This window comes from Synechococcus sp. HK05 (assembly GCF_019104765.1).
Taxonomy (GTDB): Bacteria; Cyanobacteriota; Cyanobacteriia; order PCC-6307; family Cyanobiaceae; genus Vulcanococcus.
The window spans coordinates 60,749-80,784 of sequence record NZ_JAHRXJ010000002.1 but is presented as its reverse complement, the minus strand read 5'-3'; the positions used below and the strand labels follow the sequence as shown (position 1 = coordinate 80,784).

General features: G+C 63.5%; 22 protein-coding genes. 9 read left to right on the top strand and 13 right to left on the bottom strand.

All coding sequences use genetic code 11. The annotated features are described in order from the left end of the window. Nucleotides 1–13: 13 nt before the first annotated feature. Genes KUL97_RS01575 through KUL97_RS01565 form a run of 3 tightly spaced genes read right to left on the bottom strand, consistent with a single transcriptional unit; the run spans nt 14 to nt 1,214 of the window. Entirely contained in the window at nt 14–286 is a 273-nt protein-coding gene (locus KUL97_RS01575) for a hypothetical protein (protein WP_217795142.1), read from the bottom strand. Then, nucleotides 283–501 carry a DUF3721 domain-containing protein gene (locus KUL97_RS01570; RefSeq protein ID WP_217795140.1) on the bottom strand — a complete coding sequence of 73 codons (219 nt, stop codon included), beginning with the start codon at nt 499–501 and terminating at the stop codon, nt 283–285. Before KUL97_RS01570 ends, KUL97_RS01575 begins: the two co-directional genes overlap by 4 nt. Nucleotides 502–509: 8 nt before the next feature. Continuing rightward, nucleotides 510–1,214 (bottom strand): DUF305 domain-containing protein, encoded by a 705-nt coding sequence (locus KUL97_RS01565; protein ID WP_217795138.1) that lies wholly within the window; start codon nt 1,212–1,214, stop codon nt 510–512. 57 nt (nt 1,215–1,271) lie between these two features. On the opposite strand from KUL97_RS01565, the gene KUL97_RS01560 reads away from it, so the two are divergent. Next, nucleotides 1,272–1,655 (top strand): MerR family transcriptional regulator, encoded by a 384-nt coding sequence (locus tag KUL97_RS01560; protein WP_217795136.1) that lies wholly within the window; start codon nt 1,272–1,274, stop codon nt 1,653–1,655. Here KUL97_RS01560 and KUL97_RS01555 read toward each other — a convergent pair whose 3' ends face one another. From KUL97_RS01555 to rppA, 5 genes are all read right to left on the bottom strand, one after another. Next, nucleotides 1,656–3,077: a multicopper oxidase family protein gene (locus tag KUL97_RS01555; RefSeq protein WP_217795134.1), complete on the bottom strand. Its 1,422-nt coding sequence runs from the start codon at nt 3,075–3,077 to the stop codon at nt 1,656–1,658. Then, on the bottom strand, nt 3,074–3,850 hold the full coding sequence (locus KUL97_RS01550) for a MauE/DoxX family redox-associated membrane protein (RefSeq protein ID WP_217795132.1): 777 nt from the start codon (nt 3,848–3,850) through the stop codon (nt 3,074–3,076). Before KUL97_RS01550 ends, KUL97_RS01555 begins: the two co-directional genes overlap by 4 nt. Then, nucleotides 3,850–4,296 carry a DUF411 domain-containing protein gene (locus KUL97_RS01545; protein ID WP_254896076.1) on the bottom strand — a complete coding sequence of 149 codons (447 nt, stop codon included), beginning with the start codon at nt 4,294–4,296 and terminating at the stop codon, nt 3,850–3,852. The genes KUL97_RS01550 and KUL97_RS01545 overlap by 1 nt, the downstream gene beginning before the upstream one ends. Before the next feature lie 69 nt (nt 4,297–4,365). After that, the gene (locus KUL97_RS01540) at nt 4,366–5,625 is read right to left on the bottom strand and encodes a cell wall metabolism sensor histidine kinase WalK (protein WP_217795128.1); all 1,260 of its coding nucleotides are present in this window, start codon (nt 5,623–5,625) and stop codon (nt 4,366–4,368) included. Nucleotides 5,626–5,645: 20 nt separating this feature from the next. Further along, a complete protein-coding gene (rppA, locus tag KUL97_RS01535; RefSeq protein ID WP_217795126.1) occupies nt 5,646–6,368 on the bottom strand; it encodes a two-component system response regulator RppA in 723 nt (240 codons plus the stop codon). A 102-nt stretch (nt 6,369–6,470) separates the two neighbouring features. On the opposite strand from rppA, the gene KUL97_RS01530 reads away from it, so the two are divergent. From KUL97_RS01530 to KUL97_RS01515, 4 genes are read left to right on the top strand one after another with little or no spacing between them, the layout of a single operon-like run. After that, nucleotides 6,471–7,028 carry an efflux RND transporter periplasmic adaptor subunit gene (locus KUL97_RS01530; protein ID WP_254896075.1) on the top strand — a complete coding sequence of 186 codons (558 nt, stop codon included), beginning with the start codon at nt 6,471–6,473 and terminating at the stop codon, nt 7,026–7,028. After that, the gene (locus KUL97_RS01525; RefSeq protein WP_217795124.1) at nt 7,025–10,147 is read left to right on the top strand and encodes an efflux RND transporter permease subunit; all 3,123 of its coding nucleotides are present in this window, start codon (nt 7,025–7,027) and stop codon (nt 10,145–10,147) included. The genes KUL97_RS01530 and KUL97_RS01525 overlap by 4 nt, the downstream gene beginning before the upstream one ends. A gap of 6 nt (nt 10,148–10,153) precedes the next feature. Further along, nucleotides 10,154–11,353 (top strand): efflux RND transporter periplasmic adaptor subunit, encoded by a 1,200-nt coding sequence (locus KUL97_RS01520; RefSeq protein WP_217795122.1) that lies wholly within the window; start codon nt 10,154–10,156, stop codon nt 11,351–11,353. Next, entirely contained in the window at nt 11,337–12,428 is a 1,092-nt protein-coding gene (locus tag KUL97_RS01515) for a DMT family transporter (RefSeq protein ID WP_217795120.1), read from the top strand. The genes KUL97_RS01520 and KUL97_RS01515 overlap by 17 nt, the downstream gene beginning before the upstream one ends. 559 nt (nt 12,429–12,987) lie before the next feature. On the opposite strand, the gene KUL97_RS13855 is transcribed toward KUL97_RS01515, so the two are convergent. Next, nucleotides 12,988–13,107, bottom strand: coding sequence for a DUF1651 domain-containing protein (locus KUL97_RS13855; RefSeq protein ID WP_368656069.1), 120 nt, complete (start codon nt 13,105–13,107; stop codon nt 12,988–12,990). Nucleotides 13,108–13,362: 255 nt separating this feature from the next. Beyond that, nucleotides 13,363–14,535 (bottom strand): site-specific integrase, encoded by a 1,173-nt coding sequence (locus KUL97_RS01505; RefSeq protein WP_368656055.1) that lies wholly within the window; start codon nt 14,533–14,535, stop codon nt 13,363–13,365. 459 nt (nt 14,536–14,994) lie between these two features. Between KUL97_RS01505 and KUL97_RS01500 the strand changes: the two genes are divergently transcribed. Next, on the top strand, nt 14,995–15,255 hold the full coding sequence (locus KUL97_RS01500) for a helix-turn-helix domain-containing protein (protein ID WP_217795118.1): 261 nt from the start codon (nt 14,995–14,997) through the stop codon (nt 15,253–15,255). A gap of 9 nt (nt 15,256–15,264) precedes the next feature. Here KUL97_RS01500 and KUL97_RS01495 read toward each other — a convergent pair whose 3' ends face one another. Genes KUL97_RS01495 through KUL97_RS01485 form a run of 3 tightly spaced genes read right to left on the bottom strand, consistent with a single transcriptional unit; the run spans nt 15,265 to nt 16,069 of the window. Beyond that, nucleotides 15,265–15,630: a hypothetical protein gene (locus tag KUL97_RS01495; RefSeq protein WP_254896074.1), complete on the bottom strand. Its 366-nt coding sequence runs from the start codon at nt 15,628–15,630 to the stop codon at nt 15,265–15,267. Between the two features lie 29 nt (nt 15,631–15,659). Next, nucleotides 15,660–15,872, bottom strand: coding sequence for a type II toxin-antitoxin system HicA family toxin (locus KUL97_RS01490; protein WP_217795116.1), 213 nt, complete (start codon nt 15,870–15,872; stop codon nt 15,660–15,662). Further along, nucleotides 15,872–16,069 carry a type II toxin-antitoxin system HicB family antitoxin gene (locus KUL97_RS01485; protein WP_217795114.1) on the bottom strand — a complete coding sequence of 66 codons (198 nt, stop codon included), beginning with the start codon at nt 16,067–16,069 and terminating at the stop codon, nt 15,872–15,874. The genes KUL97_RS01490 and KUL97_RS01485 overlap by 1 nt, the downstream gene beginning before the upstream one ends. Before the next feature lie 100 nt (nt 16,070–16,169). On the opposite strand from KUL97_RS01485, the gene KUL97_RS01480 reads away from it, so the two are divergent. From KUL97_RS01480 to KUL97_RS01470, 3 genes are all read left to right on the top strand, one after another. Next, the gene (locus tag KUL97_RS01480) at nt 16,170–17,414 is read left to right on the top strand and encodes a lysozyme (RefSeq protein ID WP_217795112.1); all 1,245 of its coding nucleotides are present in this window, start codon (nt 16,170–16,172) and stop codon (nt 17,412–17,414) included. 63 nt (nt 17,415–17,477) lie between these two features. Beyond that, nucleotides 17,478–17,645 carry a hypothetical protein gene (locus KUL97_RS01475; protein ID WP_217795110.1) on the top strand — a complete coding sequence of 56 codons (168 nt, stop codon included), beginning with the start codon at nt 17,478–17,480 and terminating at the stop codon, nt 17,643–17,645. A 169-nt stretch (nt 17,646–17,814) separates the two neighbouring features. Further along, nucleotides 17,815–18,180, top strand: a complete 366-nt coding sequence (locus tag KUL97_RS01470; protein WP_217795108.1) for an AbrB family transcriptional regulator — start codon at nt 17,815–17,817, stop codon at nt 18,178–18,180. Nucleotides 18,181–20,036 lie beyond the last annotated feature (1,856 nt).

Genomic DNA, 20,036 nt, shown 5'->3' with positions numbered 1-20,036 from the left:
CTCCACCGGCTCCTCAGCGCACCGAGTGTCGCGGGCGCGGCAGCAGAAGCACCACCCCGGAGATGATCACTACCAGCGTGGCCAGGCCCAGCAGGATCGAGTAGTAGGGCTGGAGATTCAACGGTCCAAAGCGGCCCGTGTGGATCTTGAGCAGCCAGAAGGCATCCACCCCCTGCTCAAGCAGCAGGCTGTAGAGCGATCCGCTGGCTGCGGTGAGCAGCAGTGGCGCGGCGGCCAGGGGAACCAGGAGCCGATGCAGCCGGCGAGCGCGAGACACAGGTTTCATTCCTCTCGCAGTTCCTTGTGCAGCATCGCCTCATTGCTGCAGGGCATCCACTGACCGTTGTTCTGATGCACGCCCTGGCAGCCCAGTTGCTTGGCGCGCTGCTCAGCCTCCGCCTGGGTGGCGTACAGACCTCTGCTGTGAGACCAGCCGGCCTCAGGATTAACGAGCAACGCCACGCCGATGGCCACAGCGGCGAGGTTGGAACGGTGAAGCACGTGCTGATTCACAGGGAAAAAAGCGCGTCGTACTGGTAATAGGAAGGCTTGTTGAGACCGTCGTGGCGGAGCATGCGCCGCAGCTCAAGGATTTCGCGGCGCTGGGCCACGATGATCTCCCGCGCAAGGCGGCGGATGGTGGGGTTGCTGCTCTTGTCCAGGGCGTCGTGGGCCATCTGCAACGCTCCGCCGTGATGGGCGATCATCCCCTCCAGGAACCAGGTCACCCGTGTGTCGGGGCTGGGCGCCGTGCCGGCCATCTGCATCGCTGCGATCTGCGCGGTGGACATGCGCCGCAGCGCCGCCAGGCTGTTGGGGTCGCCGCCCGGCGGCAGCGTCACCGGATACACGGGCGCCTGCGGATACCAAGCTTTGCGCCATTGCCCCATCGCCTTGATCTCGCGGGCTTGATCGCTCCAGATGGTGTTCGCCAGAGCCCCCACTCCCGGGGAGCCCACGTTGAACACGAACTCACTCATGCGCAGCGCTCCGGTGTGGTGCTGCACCATCGCGTCGATCCAGCGCAGGTCGTAGGTGCTGCCAGCCGGACCCACGTCATGGCCATGACTGCTGTGGGCGCCATGGTCGCTTGAGCCGCTTGTCGGCATCGGCATGGCGTGTTGCCCATGATCGTGGTGCTCCTGGCCTGATTGAGCCAGGACCGGCGGCGCGAGAAGGGTCGCGGAGGCCGCGAGTGCAAGCAGAAGGCGCATGAGCGGTGACGCAGTTCACGTATGATGCACTCTCCTCCAGGTGGAGAGTCAAGGGGTATGGGTGCAGCAGTGGCCGCAGAGCTCCTCAAGATCGGTGCGGTGGCGCAGCGATCGGGCGTGCCGGTGAAAACGATCCGCTTCTACTGCGATGAGGGCCTGCTGCAGCCCACCTCGCGCTCGGAGGGGCGCTACCGCCTGTTTGACCAGAGCGTGTTCGCCGAGCTGGCACTGATTCGCAACCTCAGGGCAATGGATCTTCCCCTCAGTGCGGTTCACGGTGTGCTCAATGCTCGCCGATCAGGGGTGTGCACCTGCGCCGATCTCCAGGCCACGATCCGCGGCAAGCTCGGTGAGATTCACAGCCGGATCGAGGATCTCCAGACCCTGGAATCGGATCTGCAGGCGATGCTCGCCGGCTGGCAATCCTGCGGTGGCCGCTGATCAGGCCTCAATCAGGAGGTTGCCCATCATGCCCAGCTCCTCGTGATCGAGGATGTGGCAGTGGTACACGCTGCGACCAGGGAAATCGCGGAACTGCGTTCGCACCCGCACCGTTTCACCGGCGCGCACCAATACCACATCGCGCCAGGCCGGGAATGGCTCCGGCTGTCCGTTGCGGCTGATCACCTGCATGGGGTTGACATGCACGTGAAAGGGGTGATCCATCACTCCGGTATTCACCAGCTCCCACTCCTCGATCTCACCCAGGCGCACGCGGGTATCGATGCGTTGATGGTCGTAGGCCTGCCCGTTGATCAGAAACACCATGCCCATGCCGGGGGCCATGCCATGGTTCATCACAAAGCGGCGCGTGCGCACCGGATTGTTGAGCGGCTGGACGGGAAGCAGTTGTTGAGGGAGCGGCTTTGGCGTTGTGGCGCCATCGGTCTGAACCGTGGCAATGGTCTCCTCACCCTGGGAGGAAGCCATCATCCGTCCCATACCCATCATCGAGCGTCCTATGCGGTTGTAGGCGCGATTGCGCAAGCGGAATCGTCCGCCAGTCGGTGAGATCTGCACAAGCACATCGGCGCGTGCACCGGGTACCAGCAGTAAATCCTCCACGGCAAACGGCCGCTCCAGTGCACCGCCATCAGTAGCGATCAGATGAAGACGATGCCCTTCCAGCGCCAGGCGCCAGAAGCGTGCATTGGAGCCATTCACGAATCGCAGCCGGAGTAATCCCCCGGCAGGGATCTCAATCCTGGGGTTCACCTGCCCATTCACGGTGAGCACGGAACCCTCGCGGCCAAGCATCGCTCCACCCATCGATGGCTCCCGGTCGGCTGGGAGATCCTTGAGAAACAGCACCTCCTCCTGGGCGGCCTGCACCTCCGGAATGCGGTCGAGAGCGCCGCGCACGATCAGGGCACCACCAAGCCCGCCGAACACCTGATCGGCCACCGTTCCGTGGTGATGGGGGTGGTAGTAAAACAGGCCGGCAGGGTGATCCTCCGGAATCCGGAAGGAATAGCTCTGGCTGGCCCCGGGCTGAACACTCAGAAAGACGTTGTCGGCATTCCCCTCTGGCGAGACATGAAGGCCGTGATAGTGAAGGTTGGTGGGTTGTCTGAGTTGATTGTGCAGAAGGATCTGTACAGCGTCACCAGCCTCTAATTCCAGCAACGGCCCTGGCAACAGGCCGTTGTAGGTGAGAGCGCGACCAGCCGTTCCTGGGATCGCGATCCGCGTTTCCTGCGCGACGAGATCCAGGTTCAGAACGCCTTGGCTGGATCGCACAGCCGTAGAGGCACCGGCCGCTGCGACCTCACGGGCATGACTCAGCCAGCGCTGACCCACCAGCCCTGCAGAAGCGGCGGCAGCGCCACCGGCCGTCAAGGCCAGAAACGAGCGGCGGTTCATGGCAATCCACTCCACGGCAAGCGATGAGCAACGGCATCCAGTGCCATCGCCGCGCCCATCAGAGTCATGATCAGATTCTCGGCAAAACTCACCACGCCGAGCGGTGTACGCGTGTTGCCGCCCACGCAGGCGCAATTGAGGGCGAGGTGATCGATGAACACCGCCTTGCCCACCGACAGCATCCCCATTCCGCCCAACACCACCGCCACCGCTCCCACCAGCCCATCCAGACCGAAGGGTGACGGCGGCGTGAGCATGCCCAGCCCCACCAATAGTTCGATGCCTGGGTAGAGGCGGCTCCAGGCTCGCCAGCGCTGGCTGAGCAGGTCGTATTTGAGGAAGCTGGCGGCAAATGCGGGCACATCCATCAGCTTGAGCATCGCCAGCAGAGCGATGGCCAGGCCCATGAAGCCGCGCACACCCACGCCAAGGGCAAGGGCCATCAAGGCCGCGGTGGCAAACACGACAATCACCGGTGTGTAGCTCACATCTGCTCGCTCGGCCCGAACCCCCAGCCGTGCCGCCAGATCGCTGTAGCCACCGATCCGTTCCGGGCCGCTGAACACCTGCGGGGTGGTGCTCACCCCGTGGGCGCGTTTGAACGCTTCCACCTCCTCAGGGCTGCGCAGGCGGTGGTCCTCAAACGCAATGCCCTGGCTCTGCAGCAGGGCCACTGCCCGCAGCCCCCACGGGCAGGCGTGATCAGCCGTGTCCATTCGGTAGAGCCGCACATCGCGCAGAGCTGCGCTGCTACTGAGCGGGGTCTGCTCCATCAACCCTTCACCGTCTGGAACGGCTTGATCACCCCTGTTCTGGTGAAGGTGAACACGGTGTAGGTCTCACTCCGCAGCGTCGACTCCATGCCGGGTGAGCCCAGGGGCATGCCGGGCACGGCGATGCCAGCCACCTTGGGGCGCTCCTTGAGCAGCTTCTGGATCGCCGACACCGGTACATGGCCCTCAATGACATACCCGTTGATCGTGGCGGTGTGGCAGGAGCCGAGGGCGCCGGGAACGCCGTAGCGCCGCTTGATCGCCGGCAGGTTGTTCACGACGTGGTCCTGCACCGTGAAGCCGGCTTTCCTGATGTGATCGAGCCAGCCCTTGCAACAACCGCAGCTGGCGGAGCGGTAGGCCGCCACGACCTCTGCGGCGTGGCTAGGTGCGGTGGCCGCTACGGAGAGGCCCGCCAGAGCGAGGGCCAGAGGGAGCGTGGGCATCACGGGATCAGGCATCTCCATCAACCGTATGGTCTCCAGTAGGTGGAGAGTCAAGGCGATTGGACGGCTTCAGCCGGCCGCTGGCAGCAGTGCCGTGAATGTGGCTCCGTGCCCCGGTTCTGACGCCACGCGGATCTCTCCCCCATGGCGGTTGGCGATCGCCTGAGCGATGGCCAGCCCCAGGCCACTGCCGCCGTTCTGACGCGAGCGATCCGGTTGCAGGCGTGTGAAGCGCTCAAAGATCCGCTGTTGATCCTCCAGCGAGATGCCGGGGCCTTGATCGCGAACGCTCAAAGCCAACCAGCGGCCCTGAGTTTCCAGGCGCACTTCCACCGTTCCACCACAGGGTGAGTGCTGCAGCGCATTGCTGATCAGATTGATCAGAAGCCGGCTCAGTTCCCGCTCGTTTCCGCGCAGCGTGGTGGTCTCTGCTTCCAGCGCCATCGACAAGGTCTGCTCCGATGCCACCGCGATCTCGGACCAGTCCTCCACAACATCCGCTGTGATCTCAGCCAGGTCGCAGCGCTGCATCGGCGTCTTGGCGCCGGGCCGCTCCAGGCTGGCCAGTAGCAACAGATCGGCGATCAGCTGCTGCAGCCGTTGGCCCTGAGCCAGAACCCGCTCGATTCCAGGTTGGGCACGTTGAGCCTCAGCAACAGCAAGCAAGTTGGCCAGGGGCGTGCGCAGCTCATGGGCCACATCCGCGCTGAATTGCTCCTGGCGCTGGTAGGCCTCGATCAACGGTGCCATCGCCAGGCCGGCCAGCCACCAGCTCGCCAGCGCGATCACCACCAAGGCCAGCACAAACACGCCGTGGCCGAGCCACCACAGGCGCTGTGCCTCCGCCTCCAGGCCAGCGAGGCTGCGGCTGAGGCGCAAGCTGCCCCAGTCCTGTTCCTGATCGCCGTGAGAGCGGTGCAGCACAACGCTGGTGGTGAGCATCAGCGAACCGGGGGTTGGCTCCCGAGATGGTGGGGATGTGGCCACAACCTCTCCCTCACCGTTGAGGATCTGCAGCTGAAACCGTTCCGGATCGGTGACGCCGAGCGCATGGCGCTCGATCAGGGTTGTGGGCACAGGGCAGGGGCGATCCGCCAGGCAAAGCCCTGGCAGCACCGTGGCCAGTGAGGCAGGTCCTGCTGAGGGCGGCGGGAGCACGGGCTTGAGGCTGTCGTGCAGGGTGCCGGCCAGGTTGACCAGCTCGCTCTGCAGGGCCTGTTCCTGGGCCTGCAGCAACAGCCGGCCCATCGAGAATCCCGCTGCATAGAGGATGCTCCCCATCACGAGCAGGGAGAGGCCCGCCAGCCGCAGACGTGCACGCCGGATCAAGTTGTGCTCAAGCCCTGCCATCAGCTCGGCTGCAAGGCGCTGCCCGTGGCGTCTGCATCAAAGCGATAGCCGCGGGAGGGCACCGTGGTGATCGGCGACGGCAGACCGTGATCGGCGAGCTTGCGGCGCAACAGCCGCACCTGCGCCGCCACCACATTGCTCACCGGGTCCTGATGCAGGTCCCACAGCTGGTTGCGCAGGCGGGAACCGCTGAGGATGTCTCCGGAGTGCTCCATGAAATAGGTGAGCAGCTGCAATTCCTTGGCCGAGAGCGGCACACGCACCGCGCCAGTTGGCGCCTGCACCGTCAGCTCGCTGCGGGAGGGATCCAGGCTGTAGCTGCCAACCTGCAGCTGCGGTTCGCGGTAGCCCGGATGGCGGCGCTGCAAGGCGCGCACCCGGGCGAGCAGTTCCTCCATGGCGAACGGCTTGCTCAGGTAGTCGTCCGCACCCGCATCGAGTCCTTCCACCCGGTCGGCGGTGCCATCGCGGGCCGTCAACAACAACACCGGCACGGTGAAGCCTGCGGCGCGCAGGCGCCGGCAGAGCTCAACACCACTGAGCTGCGGCACCATCCAGTCCACAAGCGCCAGCTCGTAGCGCGCCAGATCACCGCTGAGCAAGGTCCAGGCGGAGAGGCCATCGCTGCAGTGGTCCACCACATGGCCCTGCTGCTCCAGAACGGCGACCAGGGATTCAGCCAGATCCGGCTCGTCTTCCACCAGCAGGATCCGCAAGGGCATGGCGTGCGGTTCAGATCGCCAAAAGGCTAGGTGGGGCAGCGGATTTCATCTGTTTTTCATCGCGCCTGCGCCATCCTCCGGCCAGCGTTTCTCTCTCAGGCCTTGATCCATCGCATTGTTCAAGGGAGTGCCTCCGCTCTGGTCGCCTCCGCGGCGTTGCTGCTGACGGCCCCTGCCTGGTCCCACGTGGGCCATGGGGATGAATTTCAGCAGCAGGGGGATGTGCGCCAGGTGAAGGCGAACACCGAAACCGATGCCCTGTTGGGTGTGACGGCCACTCCACCCCAACAGGGCCCGGAGGGTCTCAGTGTGCCGACGGCCGCGGTTGTTCAGGCGGATGGCAAACCACTGGTGTTCGTGAAGACGGCCACCACCTACGACCCGGTCTTCGTTCAGACCGGTCCCACCCTTGGCGATCAGATCGTGATCACCGAGGGCCTCGATCCCACCGACGACGTGGTGGTGAACGGCGCCCTCTCGCTGTATGCCGAATCGAAAAAAACGCAGCAGGCCGAACCCTCCGCCGCTGAGGCCAGTGCCGATCGCCCAGCTGATCAACCTGAAGGCAACAGCGCTCTGATCGCTGGTGGCGTCGCTGCTGCCCTGGTGGTGGCCGCCGGGGCAACGCTGACCCTGCGCCGCAAGCAGCAGGGCGAATGATCGAAGCGCTGCTCAACACCACCCTGCGCTTCTCGATCGCCCGCCGCTGGCTGGTGGTGGTGGCCGCCGTGGTGGTCAGCGTTGCTGGCCTGGTGATGCTCCGCCAGATGCCGCTGGATGTGTTTCCGCCGTTCGCCCCACCACAAGTAGATGTGCAGATCACAGCCGATGGCCTGTCGCCGGAGGAGGTGGAAACGCGCATCACCCTGCCGGTGGAATCGGCGCTGAATGGCATCGCCGGCGTGGAGACCGTGCGCTCCTCCTCCAAGGCGGGGCTCTCCATGGTGCAGGTGGTGTTCAACCAGAACGCCGACATCTATCGGGCCCGCCAATCGGTGTCTGAGCGGATGCAGCAGGTGGAAACCCAGTTGCCGGCCAATGCCGCAGCGCCGGAGATCTCACCGCTGGTGTCGCCTCTCGGCACGATTCTTCAGGTCGCCTTCACGGTGGAACCCGGCGGCACCACGTCGCTGATGGATCTGCAACAGCTGGTGCTGCGCTCCTATCGCAACCCGATCCTGGCGGTGCCTGGGGTGGCGCAGATCACTGTCTATGGCGGGGAAGAAGCGCAGTATCAGGTGCTCCTTGATCCGCAGGAGCTGCAGGTGAAAGGGGTCAGCCTCAAAGCTGTGATGCAGGGGGTCTCGGCGGCGATGTCCACCAGCCCGGGAGGCTTCCTGGTGGGCGGCGGCCAGGAGCGCCTGATCCGGCCGCTGGCTCAGATCCAGCAGACGAGCGATCTGGCGGATGTGGCGGTGGCTGATCAGCAGGGCCGGCCTGTGCTCCTCTCCACCCTGGCCGAAGTCAAGCGAGGACCGGCTTTGAAGCGGGGCGACGCCAGCTTCAACGGTCAACCGGCGGTGGTGCTGATGGTGATCAAGCAGCCGGATGTGGATACGCCAACAGTCACCCGTGCGGTGGAGCAGCGCATCGCTGAGCTCAATCGCACCCTGCCGAAAGATGTGCGGGTGAAGCGCACCTTCCGGCAGAGCAATTTCATCGACACCGCGCTGCGCAATGTGAGCGAATCGCTGTTGCTCGGGATCGTGATCGTGTCGCTGGTGATCGTGGCCTTTCTGATGAACTGGCGCGCCGCCGTGATCACCCTCAGCGCCATTCCACTGTCGCTGTTGATCGGCCTGATGTTGATGAAGGCCTTTGGCCTTGGCCTCAACACCATGACCCTGGGCGGTTTGGTGGTGGCGATCGGCTCGGTGGTCGACGACTCGATCGTCGACATGGAGAACTGCTACCGCGGTCTGCGCCGCAATCAGAGCAGTCCCACACCACGATCGCCGCTGCAGGTGGTGTTCGACACCTCGGTGGAGGTGCGTCAGCCGGTGCTGTTCTCCACCTTGATCATTGCGGTGGTGTTTGCTCCGATCTTCTCGCTCACGGGGGTGGAGGGCCGCATCTTTGCGCCGATGGGCCTGGCTTATCTCTTCTCGATCGGTGCCTCCACCCTGGTGGCGGTGACGCTCTCGCCAGCCCTTTGCGCGATTTTGCTGGCGCCGGTGCAGCTGCCGCCCGAAAACACCTGGATCGCCAACCGCTGCGAACGGATCTATCGGCCCTGGCTGGCGATGGCCCTGGCGCAACCGCAGCGGCTGCTCGCGATCGCCCTGAGCCTGGTGGTGGGCACCGCGCTGATCCTGCCCAGCCTGGGCCGGGTGTTCCTGCCGGAGTTCCGCGAGCAGTCGCTGGTGAATTCGATGGTGCTCTATCCAGGTGTGTCGCTGGAGATGACCAATCGCGCCGGCCTGGCGTTGACGCGCTCCCTGCAGGACAGCCCGCTGGTGGAGTGGGTGCAGCTGCGCACCGGCCGTGCCCCCGGCGATGCCGACGGAGCCGGGGTGAACCTGGCCCACGTGGATGTGGAGCTGAGCGCCAAAGCGATGGACAACAGGCCCGCCGCGATTGCGGAACTGCGCAAGGCCTTCCTGAAGATTCCCGGAGTGGCCCCGAACATCGGTGGCTTCATCTCGCACCGCATGGATGAGGTGCTCTCCGGTGTGCGCAGCGCCATCGCCATCAAGATCTATGGCACCGATCTGGCGGAATTGCGGCGCCTCGGCGAAGCCGTGGTGAAGGTGGTGGAGCCGATTGAGGGGGTGGTGGATCTACAGCTGGAGCCCCAACTGCCCATCCCCCAGATCCAGATCCACTACGACCGCCCCCTGGCGGCTGCCCTCGGGCTGAGCATCGAGGATCTGGCCCAGGCCGTGGAGATCGCGCTCAACGGCAAGGTGGCGGGCCATGTTGTGGAAGCCGGCGTGCGCAGCGATGTGCTCGTGCAGCTCAATGCCGCCAGCCGCAGCAGCCTCGATGCCATCCGCGCCCTGCCGGTGGCCTTCTCCAATGGCATGACCGTGCCCCTCGGCAGCGTGGCCTGGGTGGAAGAGGGTCTCGGCAACAACATCGTCAACCGGGAAGATGTCTCCCGCCTGATCGTTGTTTCCGCCAACGTGAGCGGCCGCGCTCTGGGTTCGGTGGTGCGGGACATCCAGAGGGCCGTGGCTCGCGATGTTCGCCTGCCGCAGGGCTACGCGATCCGCTACGGCGGTCAGTTCGAGTCAGAAGAACGTGCCACAGGCAGCCTGGTGCTCTACAGCCTGGTGGCGGCGGTGGTGATCACGTTGTTGATGATCACAGCCGTGAAATCACTGCCCGCCACTGTCGCGATCATGCTCAATCTGCCGCTGGCATTGGTGGGTGGTGTGGTGGCGGTGCTGCTCAGTGGTGCGGTGTTGTCGGTGGCCTCGCTGATCGGCTTCATCACGTTGTTCGGTGTAGCCGTGCGCAATGGATTGCTGCTGGTGGACAACTACAACCGCCGCCATGCCGCTGGTCAGCCTCTGCACACCGTGATTGCGGAGGGAAGCCTGGAGCGCCTCAACGCCATCTTGATGACGGCGCTGTCCTCGGCCATGGGAACGCTGCCTCTGGCTGTGGCCTTTGGCGCCGGCAGTGAAATCCTGCAGCCGCTGGCGGTGGTGGTGCTCGGCGGCCTGATCACGTCCACCGCGCTCACCCTGCTGGTGATCCCGGCTCTCTATGCCCGTTTCGGTCGCTGGTTGCTCCCCGCACCACAGCTTGCATCGCTCTCTGCAGACCTCTGATCCCCCATGACCAACACCCTCGCAAGAACGCTCACCCGGTTCACCGGGAAGCTGGATGCCAGCCCGCAGAAGGCCTGGTGGATCGCCAACCGCGCTGTGACCTTGCCCGTCATGTTCGTGGCGGCATTGCTCCTCGCTTTCGGCCTGGGCCGCCACAGCCGATCACCGAACAGCACAACGCCGCAAGCCGCTTCGGCTCAGATTTCAGGTGAAAACCGAACCATTCCCCTCACGGAGCAGCAACTCCGCCAGGCGGGCTTGACGCTGATCCGGCCTGAACTGAGCACCACCATCGAGCGGCCGATCACCGGATTTGTGGAGGCCCAGGTGGGTGCACGCGCCCAGGTGGGGATGCCGGTGACTGGTCAGGTGATGCGCTTGCTCGTGGCTCCGGGACAAAGGGTGCAGGCCGGAACAGTGCTGGCCGAGGTGCGTAGCCCGGAGGCGGCAGCGATCCGCGCTGAAGCCGACGGCTCCGCCGCCACGGCGCAGTCGCTGGAGCAGCAGTATCAGCGGGCCCTGCCGATGGCCCGCCAGGGTGCCCTGGCCTGGCATGAGCTCGAAACACGGCGGATCGCCAGCGTGAAGGCGCGCACTGATGCCCGCTCGGCGCAGGCGAAGGTCCGGGCCATCGGTTCTCCCACGAGCGCTGGTGTGCTCCAGATCCGCAGCCCGATCACCGGCACGGTGGCCGCCCTCGATGCCAGTCAAGGATCGGTGTTGCAGGCCGGTAGTGATCTGGCGGAGATCACCGATACCTCGGGCCGTGAACTGCGCTTCATGGTGTCGCCTCTGTTGGCCGCCAACCTGCAGAGCGATCAGGTGCTGCGCGTGAAAGCAGGGAGCCAGGAATTGCGCGCCCGGGTGGTGGCCGTCGCGCCGGATTCCGCCAGCGCCAACCGCGTGATGATCGTGCGCGCCACGCCCGTGGCAGGGGCTTTACCCCCTGCTGGCACAGCGGTGACAGCCTTTGCCCTGGTGCCGTCGAGCGAGCGGCAGTTCACCGTGCCGCGGCAGGCGGTGCAACTGCTGAACGGTGAGCCGGTGGTCTATCGCTATCAGCGCGGCTCCGCCCAGCCGTTGCGGGTGGTGCTCGGGCCAGCCCGATCGGATCAAGTGGAGATTGTGCAGGGGTTACAGGGCGGTGAGCAGATCCTCAGTGGCAACACGGCTGTGTTGCTCCAGGGCGATGCGCCTGCACGCTGATTCGCAGGCGCGAGGCCAGTGGGCCGGGCTGATCGCTGCCGTGCTGTTCGGTTGCAGTGCTCCAGTGATCAGCACGCTCACGCACGCAGGCTCGGCCCTCAGCCTGGCTGGGCTGCTCTATGGCGGTGCGGCCTTGGTGCTTTGGCCGCTGCGCATGGTGCAGCCCACCGCGACGCAGGAAGCCCCGGTGCAACCGAGCGATTGGAAGGGTTTGGCGGCGTTGACGTTGCTCGGCGGGGTGATCGGCCCTCTAGCCCTGGTGCATGGCCTGGCTCGGTTGCCCGCTGCCTCCAGTTCACTCCTGCTCAATCTGGAAACCGTGTTCACCTTGTTGATTGCTGTTGTGATCGGCAAGGAACATCTGGGCCGGCGTGGCCTGCTTGCCGCAGCACTCACCCTCGCCGGCGCCGCCGTGCTCTCAGGCGGATCGCTGGCAGGAAGCACCTGGCCTGGCACCGCATTGATCGCTCTGGCCACCCTCGCCTGGGGCATCGACAACAACATCAGCCAGCGGTTGTCGCTCCGGGACCCAGTGCAGATCGCCAGCTTCAAAGCGATCGGAGCAGCCCTACCGATGCTCGCGCTGGCGTGGACGCTGGGGGAGCGCTTTCCGGCGCCTGCCCAGATGGCTCTGGTGCTGCTGATTGGAGCGCTGGGCTATGGCCTCTCGATCTGGCTGGATCTGTTGGCATTGCGTGCCCTTGGTGCTGCCCGGGAAGCCGTGATCTTTGCCACGGCGCCCTTCGTTGGAGCGCTCTTCTCTGTGGTGGTGTTGCGAAACGCGCTCACCCTGCCATTGGCGATGGCCGCAGGACTGATGGTCGCCGGTGTGGTTCTGCTGCTCAGGGACGAGCACAGCCACAGGCATCACCACACGGCGCAGCGCCATCACCATCGCCACCGCCATGACCCGAGCGACCCAGATCCCCATCACAACCACGCCCATCCTTCCGACGCTCAACTGGCTTATCCAGGCGATCGGCCCTATTGGCATGCCCATGAACATGAGCACGAGGAGCTTGAGCACAAGCATCCCCACGTGAGCGACGCGCACCACCGTCACAGACACCAGTGAACACGCTCCTCTGGTTCCTGAAGTGGTGATTAGAGCTGGCAGTCTGATCAGTTCACATGAACCCGAGCCTGCCTGAATCACCACTGAAGGGAGATGCAGCAAGGTCTTGAGACATCAGGCCAGGGTCAATCAAAAACCCCCGAGCAACGCCCGAGGGTCATTGGTAAATCACGTCGAATGAAGCGTTTGGTCTGGATCGAAGCTGCTGGCGTTGGCACCTGGGGCCGAACGCTCCAGGTGTGGGCTCTTGTTTCTCCTGGGGCACCTGTGGCGGTGCAGATGGAGTGTCGAGCAGTCAGGCGCACAGGTTGAGGCGGCTGTTGATGCCATTCCTCCTCTTGCCCGGCTGAACGACCCGCCCAGGGTTAGGTAAAGACTGTTGGAGCAGGGGCCTGCAGTCAGCGTGCTTCTGGCTGGTAGCGGGGTGGCGTGTCGTCCATGCGGGCGCCTCCTTGGTTGATGCCTGCAACATCGCCACGGCGGGCACCCCACGGCAATCGGGATTTACGCGCATTGCATTGGCGCCCGAGCGGGAGCAGGGTGGGATCTTTGGGCATGCTTAGCGGCCCGATCTCGGCTCCAGCGGTGGCGGTGGTTGCCATTGCGGCGTGCAAGGTTTCCAGCCCTCAGCCAGACGCTTGCGCCAGAGCTTGATTGCCTGCTCGCTGGGTATGCACACACGCCGCTGCAGCAACGGCACTGGTTGATCCCGCAAACCTGGCCGGTGGTGATCTCGAGCTCCTGATGCCAGCGGTCCCAGATCACCGGCTTGAAGTGCAGTACCCGCTGGCCATCACTCAGCCAGCCCCCAGCCGGAGCTAACGCTGGAGCACAGGCATCGACCTATCGCTGCTGCACTGGCTGCTGCTGGGTCGAGGGTGAGACTCCAGACCAGTATTGAGCGCCGCCAGGTGTAGCTCGAGCAATTATTCGCTTATTGACTCTGGAGTAGCCGGGCCCGCGCGAAAGCATCTGTTGTGCTTGTAGCGCTAGCCCATGCATAGCTTCGGCAATGCACTTCGATGCTGTGCCCCATCGAATCAGCGATGGCCCCCGTAGGGATGCCCAGGCGATGCCCGCGGAGGCTGTAGCTGTGCCGGAAGCTGTAGGGCACCAGCCGCTGGCCCTCTTCAGACAACACGCCCTTGAGTAACTTCCACCCGTGCTGGCGGTTCAGATAGGTATTGAACGCCTCCCCGACGCTGTTGCCCCCAAACGGCGGCAGCTCGATCAGTCCAGCTTGCCAGCGGAGCAGGAGATTCCATTGCTGAAGCTGGCCATCGAGATTACGCAAGGGCAGCGGATGAACCCTCCTGGGTGCCGTCCTGCCACCACCGCTGCGTTTTTCGTAACTGCACCACCAGTGCGGCTCGCGGGTGATCGGATCGGTGCGGACCTCAAGGTGCAGCAGCTCCACTGGTCTGAGCCCCAGCTCAGCCAGCAGTCGCAGGGCATCGGCCCATCGTGAGCCAGCAGCATCGCCCGGAAGGCTGTCGATCAGCGCCACCAGCTGGTGATCCTCAACGGCATCGCCGGCCTGGCTGGTGAAAGTTGCAGGCTTCATGCCGATGTGATCCCGCAAGCTGGCCGGTGGCATCCAAACCGTCGGGAACCCTTCGCGGGTGACACAGTGTTTAAGGAATTGAGCTAACGACTGCGCCCGGATCTGCCGTGCCCTGCTGCCCGGCTGCCACTTGCGTATGCACGCATCGATGAGATCAGCTGGATTCTTAGGGGGCTTTTTTGACGTAAGCAATGCAATGGCATCGGCCAGCACCGGGGCGTAGCTGTGCTGCCAGGTGTTGGGTTTGATCGTGGCGCCGTGGTGGGTTTTCTGCTGGTGGAATCGGGCGACTGCAGCGGCCCAGTCGATGGTTGTATTGGGTGCTTTGCCTGCGGCGATCTCGGCCGCGGCCTGCAGGCTGTGACCATCGCCGGCCACCAGCTTGTAGATGTTGCGGATGCGGATGTAAGCATCGCCCGACTCACTGGCGGTCCATTCAAAAGGAAGGGTGATCGCCTGCTCTGTCTCGCCTCTGACCTTGAGCATTACCCGCCCGCTTTTCGGTGATTCGCGGACGGTCCAGCCTTTAGCAAGCTGGCGCACTTGGTCACGGAGGGCCTTGGCCCAGGGTGCCACGTTCCTGATCCTGGGCATAGAGGACACCCAAAAAGCACCCAAAACCTACCGAAACCGACCAGACAAGGCGAGACAGAATCAGCCAGTAGATCTGCAGGAACAGCAAAGCGTGGCCAGGGTGCATACCCTGCAACTCGCTTTGGGAGCACTAGGTCGCAGGTTCGAATCCTGTCGCCCCGATTGACTTTTCAGGGATTGAGCTCAAACCTTCCGCTCAAATCCCGCTCAAAAATCGGTCCGGAGCAGTCCGGGCATGGCATGGGTTGTCAGGGCCGTCCCCCGTAGCCTCCAGCGCGAGCAAGCCTCAACGGCGGCGATACCGAGCTGCGTCACCCCTGAACGCATCCATCCCCTTTCGCCGGATCCGCTGATGGATCGATCGCAGATCTCCGATCCCCGGAGCTCCTGTCCTTCGCATCCACACCGATGACCCACACCCCCCACTGGTCCGTGCAGCGACAGGCCGCAGATTGCCTGGGCGTGAGCGAGCGGACCCTGCACCGCTGGCGCTCCGCCGGCCTGCTCAAGCCGGGCGAGCACTTCCGCCGCAAGTTCCCCTCGCCCAACAGCCCGCTCCTGTATCACCTGGAGCGCTGCGAGGAAGCCATGAACCACGCCTGCGCGCGCCCCTGGCAGCAGATGGAGCGGGCTCCCCAGTGCTCCCGGGAAAACCTCAAACAGCGCTAAGCATCGCCTTCACGGCTGGCCCTGCCCCCGACCGCTCACAGAGCTCCCAAGGGCCAGGCCAGCCAGGATGCTGAGCCCTTGATTCACAGCGTCATCAATGCGCCCCTGGGGGCGTGTGCAAAACAGCGCCACGGGGTGCTCGGGAGTTGAGCCGCCAGAGGGTTGCTTTGTTGCATCGGGGTCAACGACTTCAGGCCGACCAGAGAGCTCATCCACGCGCCGCTCCAGCGCCGCCAACCCGTTCGTGCGCACGTACAGCCAACTCAGGGCAGTGCAGTTGAGCAGGTCAAAGGCCAGCGTGGCCCCCTGGAACCCAAGGATCCCGGTGGAGATCCAAACCACCAGCCGGCGGGAATCCATAGCGCACGTGGTCAAACAGTGCCTAAGGGTTCCGGGGTTGATGCTCAGAGCAGATCGGGGAATTGCTGAGGGGTCAAACCTGCATCGCGTGCGATTGCGCCCATGGTGATGGCGTTGATCGGGTCATGGCGTGGGATGACCAGTCGGCGTTCTCCGTTGCTCATGATCAGGTGACCCGACTCGCGCACAACGCGGTAGCCGAGTTTCTGGAAGACCCTGACCGCATCTTTTTGACTGACCCCGGGCAGCCGCGGCATCAGACCGCCAACTCCAAGGTTTCCACTGTTTTCACGCCAGCTTCCTCTGCTTCTACCTCCAGCCAGAGCTGGATGGCCTCACGGATGTTGTGCAGCGCCTCATCGCGCGACTCACCCTGGGAGTGACACCCCGGTAGATCCAGGCAGCTCACCGACCAACCCTCGTCGGTCTCGAGCAGGCGTATGCGGTACGACATCCAACCCTTGCCGGTGCTTTCACCCTATCGAGTCTGGCGGGCTCCAAGCCGCGGATTATTTGGGACGCCGGAACCCTCAGGTGTTCTTCGCTTCCTATGGATGCCACTCACCCCCGAGGGCTGGACCCTGCTCAAAACCTGGGAGGGCTGCCACCTGAGCGCCTATCCCGATCCCGCCAGCGGCGGTGCTCCCTGGACCATTGGATACGGGCACACCAGGCCCGATGTTGTTCCTGGCCTGACGATTACGCAGCAACAGGCCGACCTCTGGCTGCAAAAGGATGTGGTCCATGCCGCCAGCGTCGTGGAGCGGCTCCTACCTGGTGTGGCGCTGCTGCCTCGCCAGCGCGATGCCCTGATCAGCTTCTGTTTCAACGTGGGGGCGGGGGCGTTGGAGCGCTCCACCCTGCGCAAGCGGCTATTGGCCGGAGAGGCACCAGCGGTGGTGATCGCCCAGGAGTTGCCCCGTTGGTGCAAGGGACCGAATGGCCCGGTGGAAGGACTCAAGCGCCGCAGGGCTGCGGAGGTGGCTCACGCTGAAAGCGGTAGTACGTCGTCTCCGTCTGGTGAACCTGAGACAACGCAGCGGGAGCAATCCACCACGCCCATACAACTGCTCGACGCCGTGCGTCATCACCAAGGCCTGCCCCACCAGCTGGAAGCCTGGCAACTGCTCCAGCGCGGCCTTACGTCTGAGCAGCTGGGTGCCTTCGCAGAGACGTTCCGCAGGTCACCCGCGCCCCAGAGCAGTAAGGGAGCGGAAGGCACGGAAACCGCCCATGACGGTCTGATCCAGCTCCCCGTTCCCTACCTGAGCCAGAGCGACAGCGTCACCGGCCAGGGCAGCCGGATGTGTTTTGCCTCCACCTGCGCGATGGCGGCATCCTTCCTCAGGCCAGGCTGCCTCAACGGTTCCGGTCAGCTGGATGATCAATTCCTGGCGCTGGTTCAGCGCTATGGCGACACCACCAATGCCGATGCTCAAGTAGCTGCGCTGCAGAGCCTCAGTATTCAGGCCCGCTTCCGCACCGATGGCGCCATCGATGACCTGATCCATCAACTGGAGTTCGGAATCCCCTGCCCCGTGGGTTGGCTCCACAAAGGTCCAGCCTCGTCACCTACAGGCGGCGGCCACTGGAGCCTGGTGATCGGCTGGGATCCAGCAACCCGCCAGCTGCTGATGCACGACCCCATTGGCGAAGCTGATCTGGTGAACGGTGGCTACGTGAACACGGCTATCGGCAGTGGCCAAGCCTTGCGTTATTCCGAGCGCAACTGGGGCCGGCGATGGCAAGTGGAGGGCCCGGGTAGCGGCTGGTGGATTGAACTCAGCCCGGCGAATTGATCGCCGCATGGGCCTGCGGGGACAGGGTGGGGAACCTTTTAAACAGTTGCCCGGGCCTTCATCATGACCTTCACCCCAACCACCGCCACCATCTCGCTCCACAGCCACCACCATGTGCGCCAGGGGCTGGAGGCCCAGTTGCGCCAGTGCTGGGCGATGTACAGCGCTGTTCCCTCAGAAGCCAATCGCTATCAGCTGGTGCGGCTCGAGCGCTTGCTCCAGGAGATCTGAGCTGGCGGGTGATCGCCAAAGGCGTTAGAACCGCGTCAATGCAGAGGATGACACCTGCACGCAGAAGGAGGTCTGAGGAGGCCTCCTTTTTTGATGGCTGGAATCGGCAATCCAAGTTCGCCTCTCAGCCTTCTGGGCGTTAATCTCTCAGCAAGTTTTATCCCCACCCATGCTCACCGGTTCTGATCTGCTTGCCAAAGTCAAGGAGCTGGGCGATGTCTCCAAATCCGATCTGGTGCGCAGCTGCGGCTATGTGAGCACCAAGAAGGATGGCGGCGAGCGCCTGAACTTCACCGCCTTCTATGAAGCCCTACTCGAGGCCAAGGGTCTCAGCCTCGGTAGCGATGGCGTGGGCCGGGGCAAAGGTGGCCGCAAGCTCAGCTACACCGCCACCGTGCAGGGCAACGGCAATCTGTTGATCGGCAAGGCCTACACCGCCATGCTCGATCTCAAGCCGGGTGATGAGTTCGAGATCAAGCTCGGCCGCAAGCAGATCAAGCTGATCCCCTCTGGCGGGGCTGACGAAGAGGAGTGAGCCAGCGCCTCACCGGTGAGTATGGATGCGCTGGATCGTATTGAACCTCAGCCTGATTCAGAATCGATCCAGGCACTCCTGAACACGGTGCTGGCCTGAGGGCCCACGATTCCTGGCCCGGCTGCTTCGGATAGCCCTCGGCTGATCGTCATGGTTTTCAATTTCATTGGCCTACCTCACGAAACTCCTCGATGACAACGCCGTCGTGATCCAGCAGTCGGTAGACGCGGCCTGTTAGACGGGCTTTAGCTCGGGCTGTCAGATAGGCGGCGAGGTGATTCCGCTTCCACATTTCATCGCGCCAGACAAGCTCATCCCTCGCGCGGCTCTGGATCACGACAGCCATAATCTTGAAAAAGAACACCTGTATAGAGTCACGGTCTCAGCTAGAGCCGCACAAACAATAAACCTGGTGATGAACTGGGAGATCAAACAGATCCGCTCTACGCCTGAAGCCCTCCCGCGCCTAGTTACCTCGCGGCGGAGGCCCCTTTGCCATACCGCAGTGGCCGACTCCCGTTCACGGTGGTGATGACTTCGTCTCTCTTCAGTACATCCTGGGCTGGTCATGCAACGGTGATGGGAGGCGGGTCGCAAGCGGCACAATCCGACTGCGGGCGATCAGGAGCGAAGGTGCGTCATCGACCCCAACTCGAACAAGGCCGCGCCGGTAGCGAGACATTGGTGGCCGGGGCCAAGCTCAGCAGCTGTTGAAGCAAGCTCGAAGTCGCCATGATCAAGACGGGGATCAAGAAGCCCGTGAGGGATTGCCGCAACCAGACCTCTCGGTGACTCACACTCCACTTTGACCACAAATAGCCATACTCAGAATAGAGGAAAGCGCATTTATGCAGATCCTGCATAGACCTCTCTCATCTTATTACAACCATCGGTTGGCGTGATTTTAGCGCGGATGGCAATTCTTATGCCCCCTCCGCTTGCTGGGCTGAGCCACACAACAAAGCTTGAGCGGGCCAGGGATACCGTGTCTACACGTGCTCGAGGAGCCTTGTCTCAAGAGAAGCGATTACCCACCACAAGTCAATACCAGGATGCGGCTTCATTCATAGAGAGTTATCTCGCAAAGCATTACCGCGACAGGATAAGGATATCCGATCTTGCTCTAGCAATCTCGATGAGCATCAGAAGCGTGCAGAACGTATGCCATAGCCAATGGGGATGCTCGCCATTACGGGTCATCAAGAATTACCGCATGCAAAGGCTCTTTGAAATGATTCGGCATGATCCCTGCCCTGCCTTGCGATATCACCTTGATCGATGTGGGCTGATCGGTACACAGGCAGACAGGAGGTTGTTTGAGGAGATCCACGGCATATCGATGAGGAACCACCAGATGAACAGCCGTGACGTTCAGGCACAAGAGAACAGCGACTGAAAATCCGTGGATGTCACCCTGGCACCCGGGGCGACAACAGACTCGACACTGTGGTCTGTAACGCCCGAGATCTGTAGCCCAAAAATCGTCGCACTGCTCTCAGTCATCCGGAGATGTGGCATCCAGTTCCCGGAAGGTCTGCCTGCAGTTGAGGTCGAAAATCACAACCGATTGGCCTGGCATGCATCGTTATCTGCATCTGCCCCCCCTTTGCCACTTAGCTTGCACAAAGTGCGATCGGAGAACCGGCCATGACCGAATTCAGGGAAATGAGCGGTACATCCGGCAGCCCTCAAACGGCGAGAGCAAGGAGGAGTCTGCCCAGGGCCTGCACCTGATCAGGACCTACAACCAAGCCACCGCAGAGGGTTGCGCGGCTGTCGCTGTGGAAACTCGTCTGGTTGCGAATGCAAGGCACATCACCGTCAGAACCATGTCCTAGATCGCGGCCCTGCCGAAT

What these genes read in the sequence shown, in the direction of transcription:
- KUL97_RS01575 (WP_217795142.1), bottom strand. Translation starts at nt 286, where the DNA reads ATGAAACCTGTGTCTCGCGCTCGCCGGCTGCATCGGCTCCTGGTTCCC.
- rppA (WP_217795126.1), bottom strand. Translation starts at nt 6,368, where the DNA reads ATGCCCTTGCGGATCCTGCTGGTGGAAGACGAGCCGGATCTGGCTGAA.
- KUL97_RS01545 (WP_254896076.1), bottom strand. Translation starts at nt 4,296, where the DNA reads ATGCCCACGCTCCCTCTGGCCCTCGCTCTGGCGGGCCTCTCCGTAGCG.
- KUL97_RS01560 (WP_217795136.1), top strand. Translation starts at nt 1,272, where the DNA reads ATGGGTGCAGCAGTGGCCGCAGAGCTCCTCAAGATCGGTGCGGTGGCG.
- KUL97_RS01565 (WP_217795138.1), bottom strand. Translation starts at nt 1,214, where the DNA reads ATGCGCCTTCTGCTTGCACTCGCGGCCTCCGCGACCCTTCTCGCGCCG.
- KUL97_RS01470 (WP_217795108.1), top strand. Translation starts at nt 17,815, where the DNA reads ATGCTCACCGGTTCTGATCTGCTTGCCAAAGTCAAGGAGCTGGGCGAT.
- KUL97_RS01515 (WP_217795120.1), top strand. Translation starts at nt 11,337, where the DNA reads ATGCGCCTGCACGCTGATTCGCAGGCGCGAGGCCAGTGGGCCGGGCTG.
- KUL97_RS01490 (WP_217795116.1), bottom strand. Translation starts at nt 15,872, where the DNA reads ATGCCGCGGCTGCCCGGGGTCAGTCAAAAAGATGCGGTCAGGGTCTTC.
- KUL97_RS01520 (WP_217795122.1), top strand. Translation starts at nt 10,154, where the DNA reads ATGACCAACACCCTCGCAAGAACGCTCACCCGGTTCACCGGGAAGCTG.
- KUL97_RS01525 (WP_217795124.1), top strand. Translation starts at nt 7,025, where the DNA reads ATGATCGAAGCGCTGCTCAACACCACCCTGCGCTTCTCGATCGCCCGC.
- KUL97_RS01550 (WP_217795132.1), bottom strand. Translation starts at nt 3,850, where the DNA reads ATGGAGCAGACCCCGCTCAGTAGCAGCGCAGCTCTGCGCGATGTGCGG.
- KUL97_RS01480 (WP_217795112.1), top strand. Translation starts at nt 16,170, where the DNA reads ATGCCACTCACCCCCGAGGGCTGGACCCTGCTCAAAACCTGGGAGGGC.
- KUL97_RS01485 (WP_217795114.1), bottom strand. Translation starts at nt 16,069, where the DNA reads ATGTCGTACCGCATACGCCTGCTCGAGACCGACGAGGGTTGGTCGGTG.
- KUL97_RS01475 (WP_217795110.1), top strand. Translation starts at nt 17,478, where the DNA reads ATGACCTTCACCCCAACCACCGCCACCATCTCGCTCCACAGCCACCAC.
- KUL97_RS01555 (WP_217795134.1), bottom strand. Translation starts at nt 3,077, where the DNA reads ATGAACCGCCGCTCGTTTCTGGCCTTGACGGCCGGTGGCGCTGCCGCC.
- KUL97_RS01500 (WP_217795118.1), top strand. Translation starts at nt 14,995, where the DNA reads ATGACCCACACCCCCCACTGGTCCGTGCAGCGACAGGCCGCAGATTGC.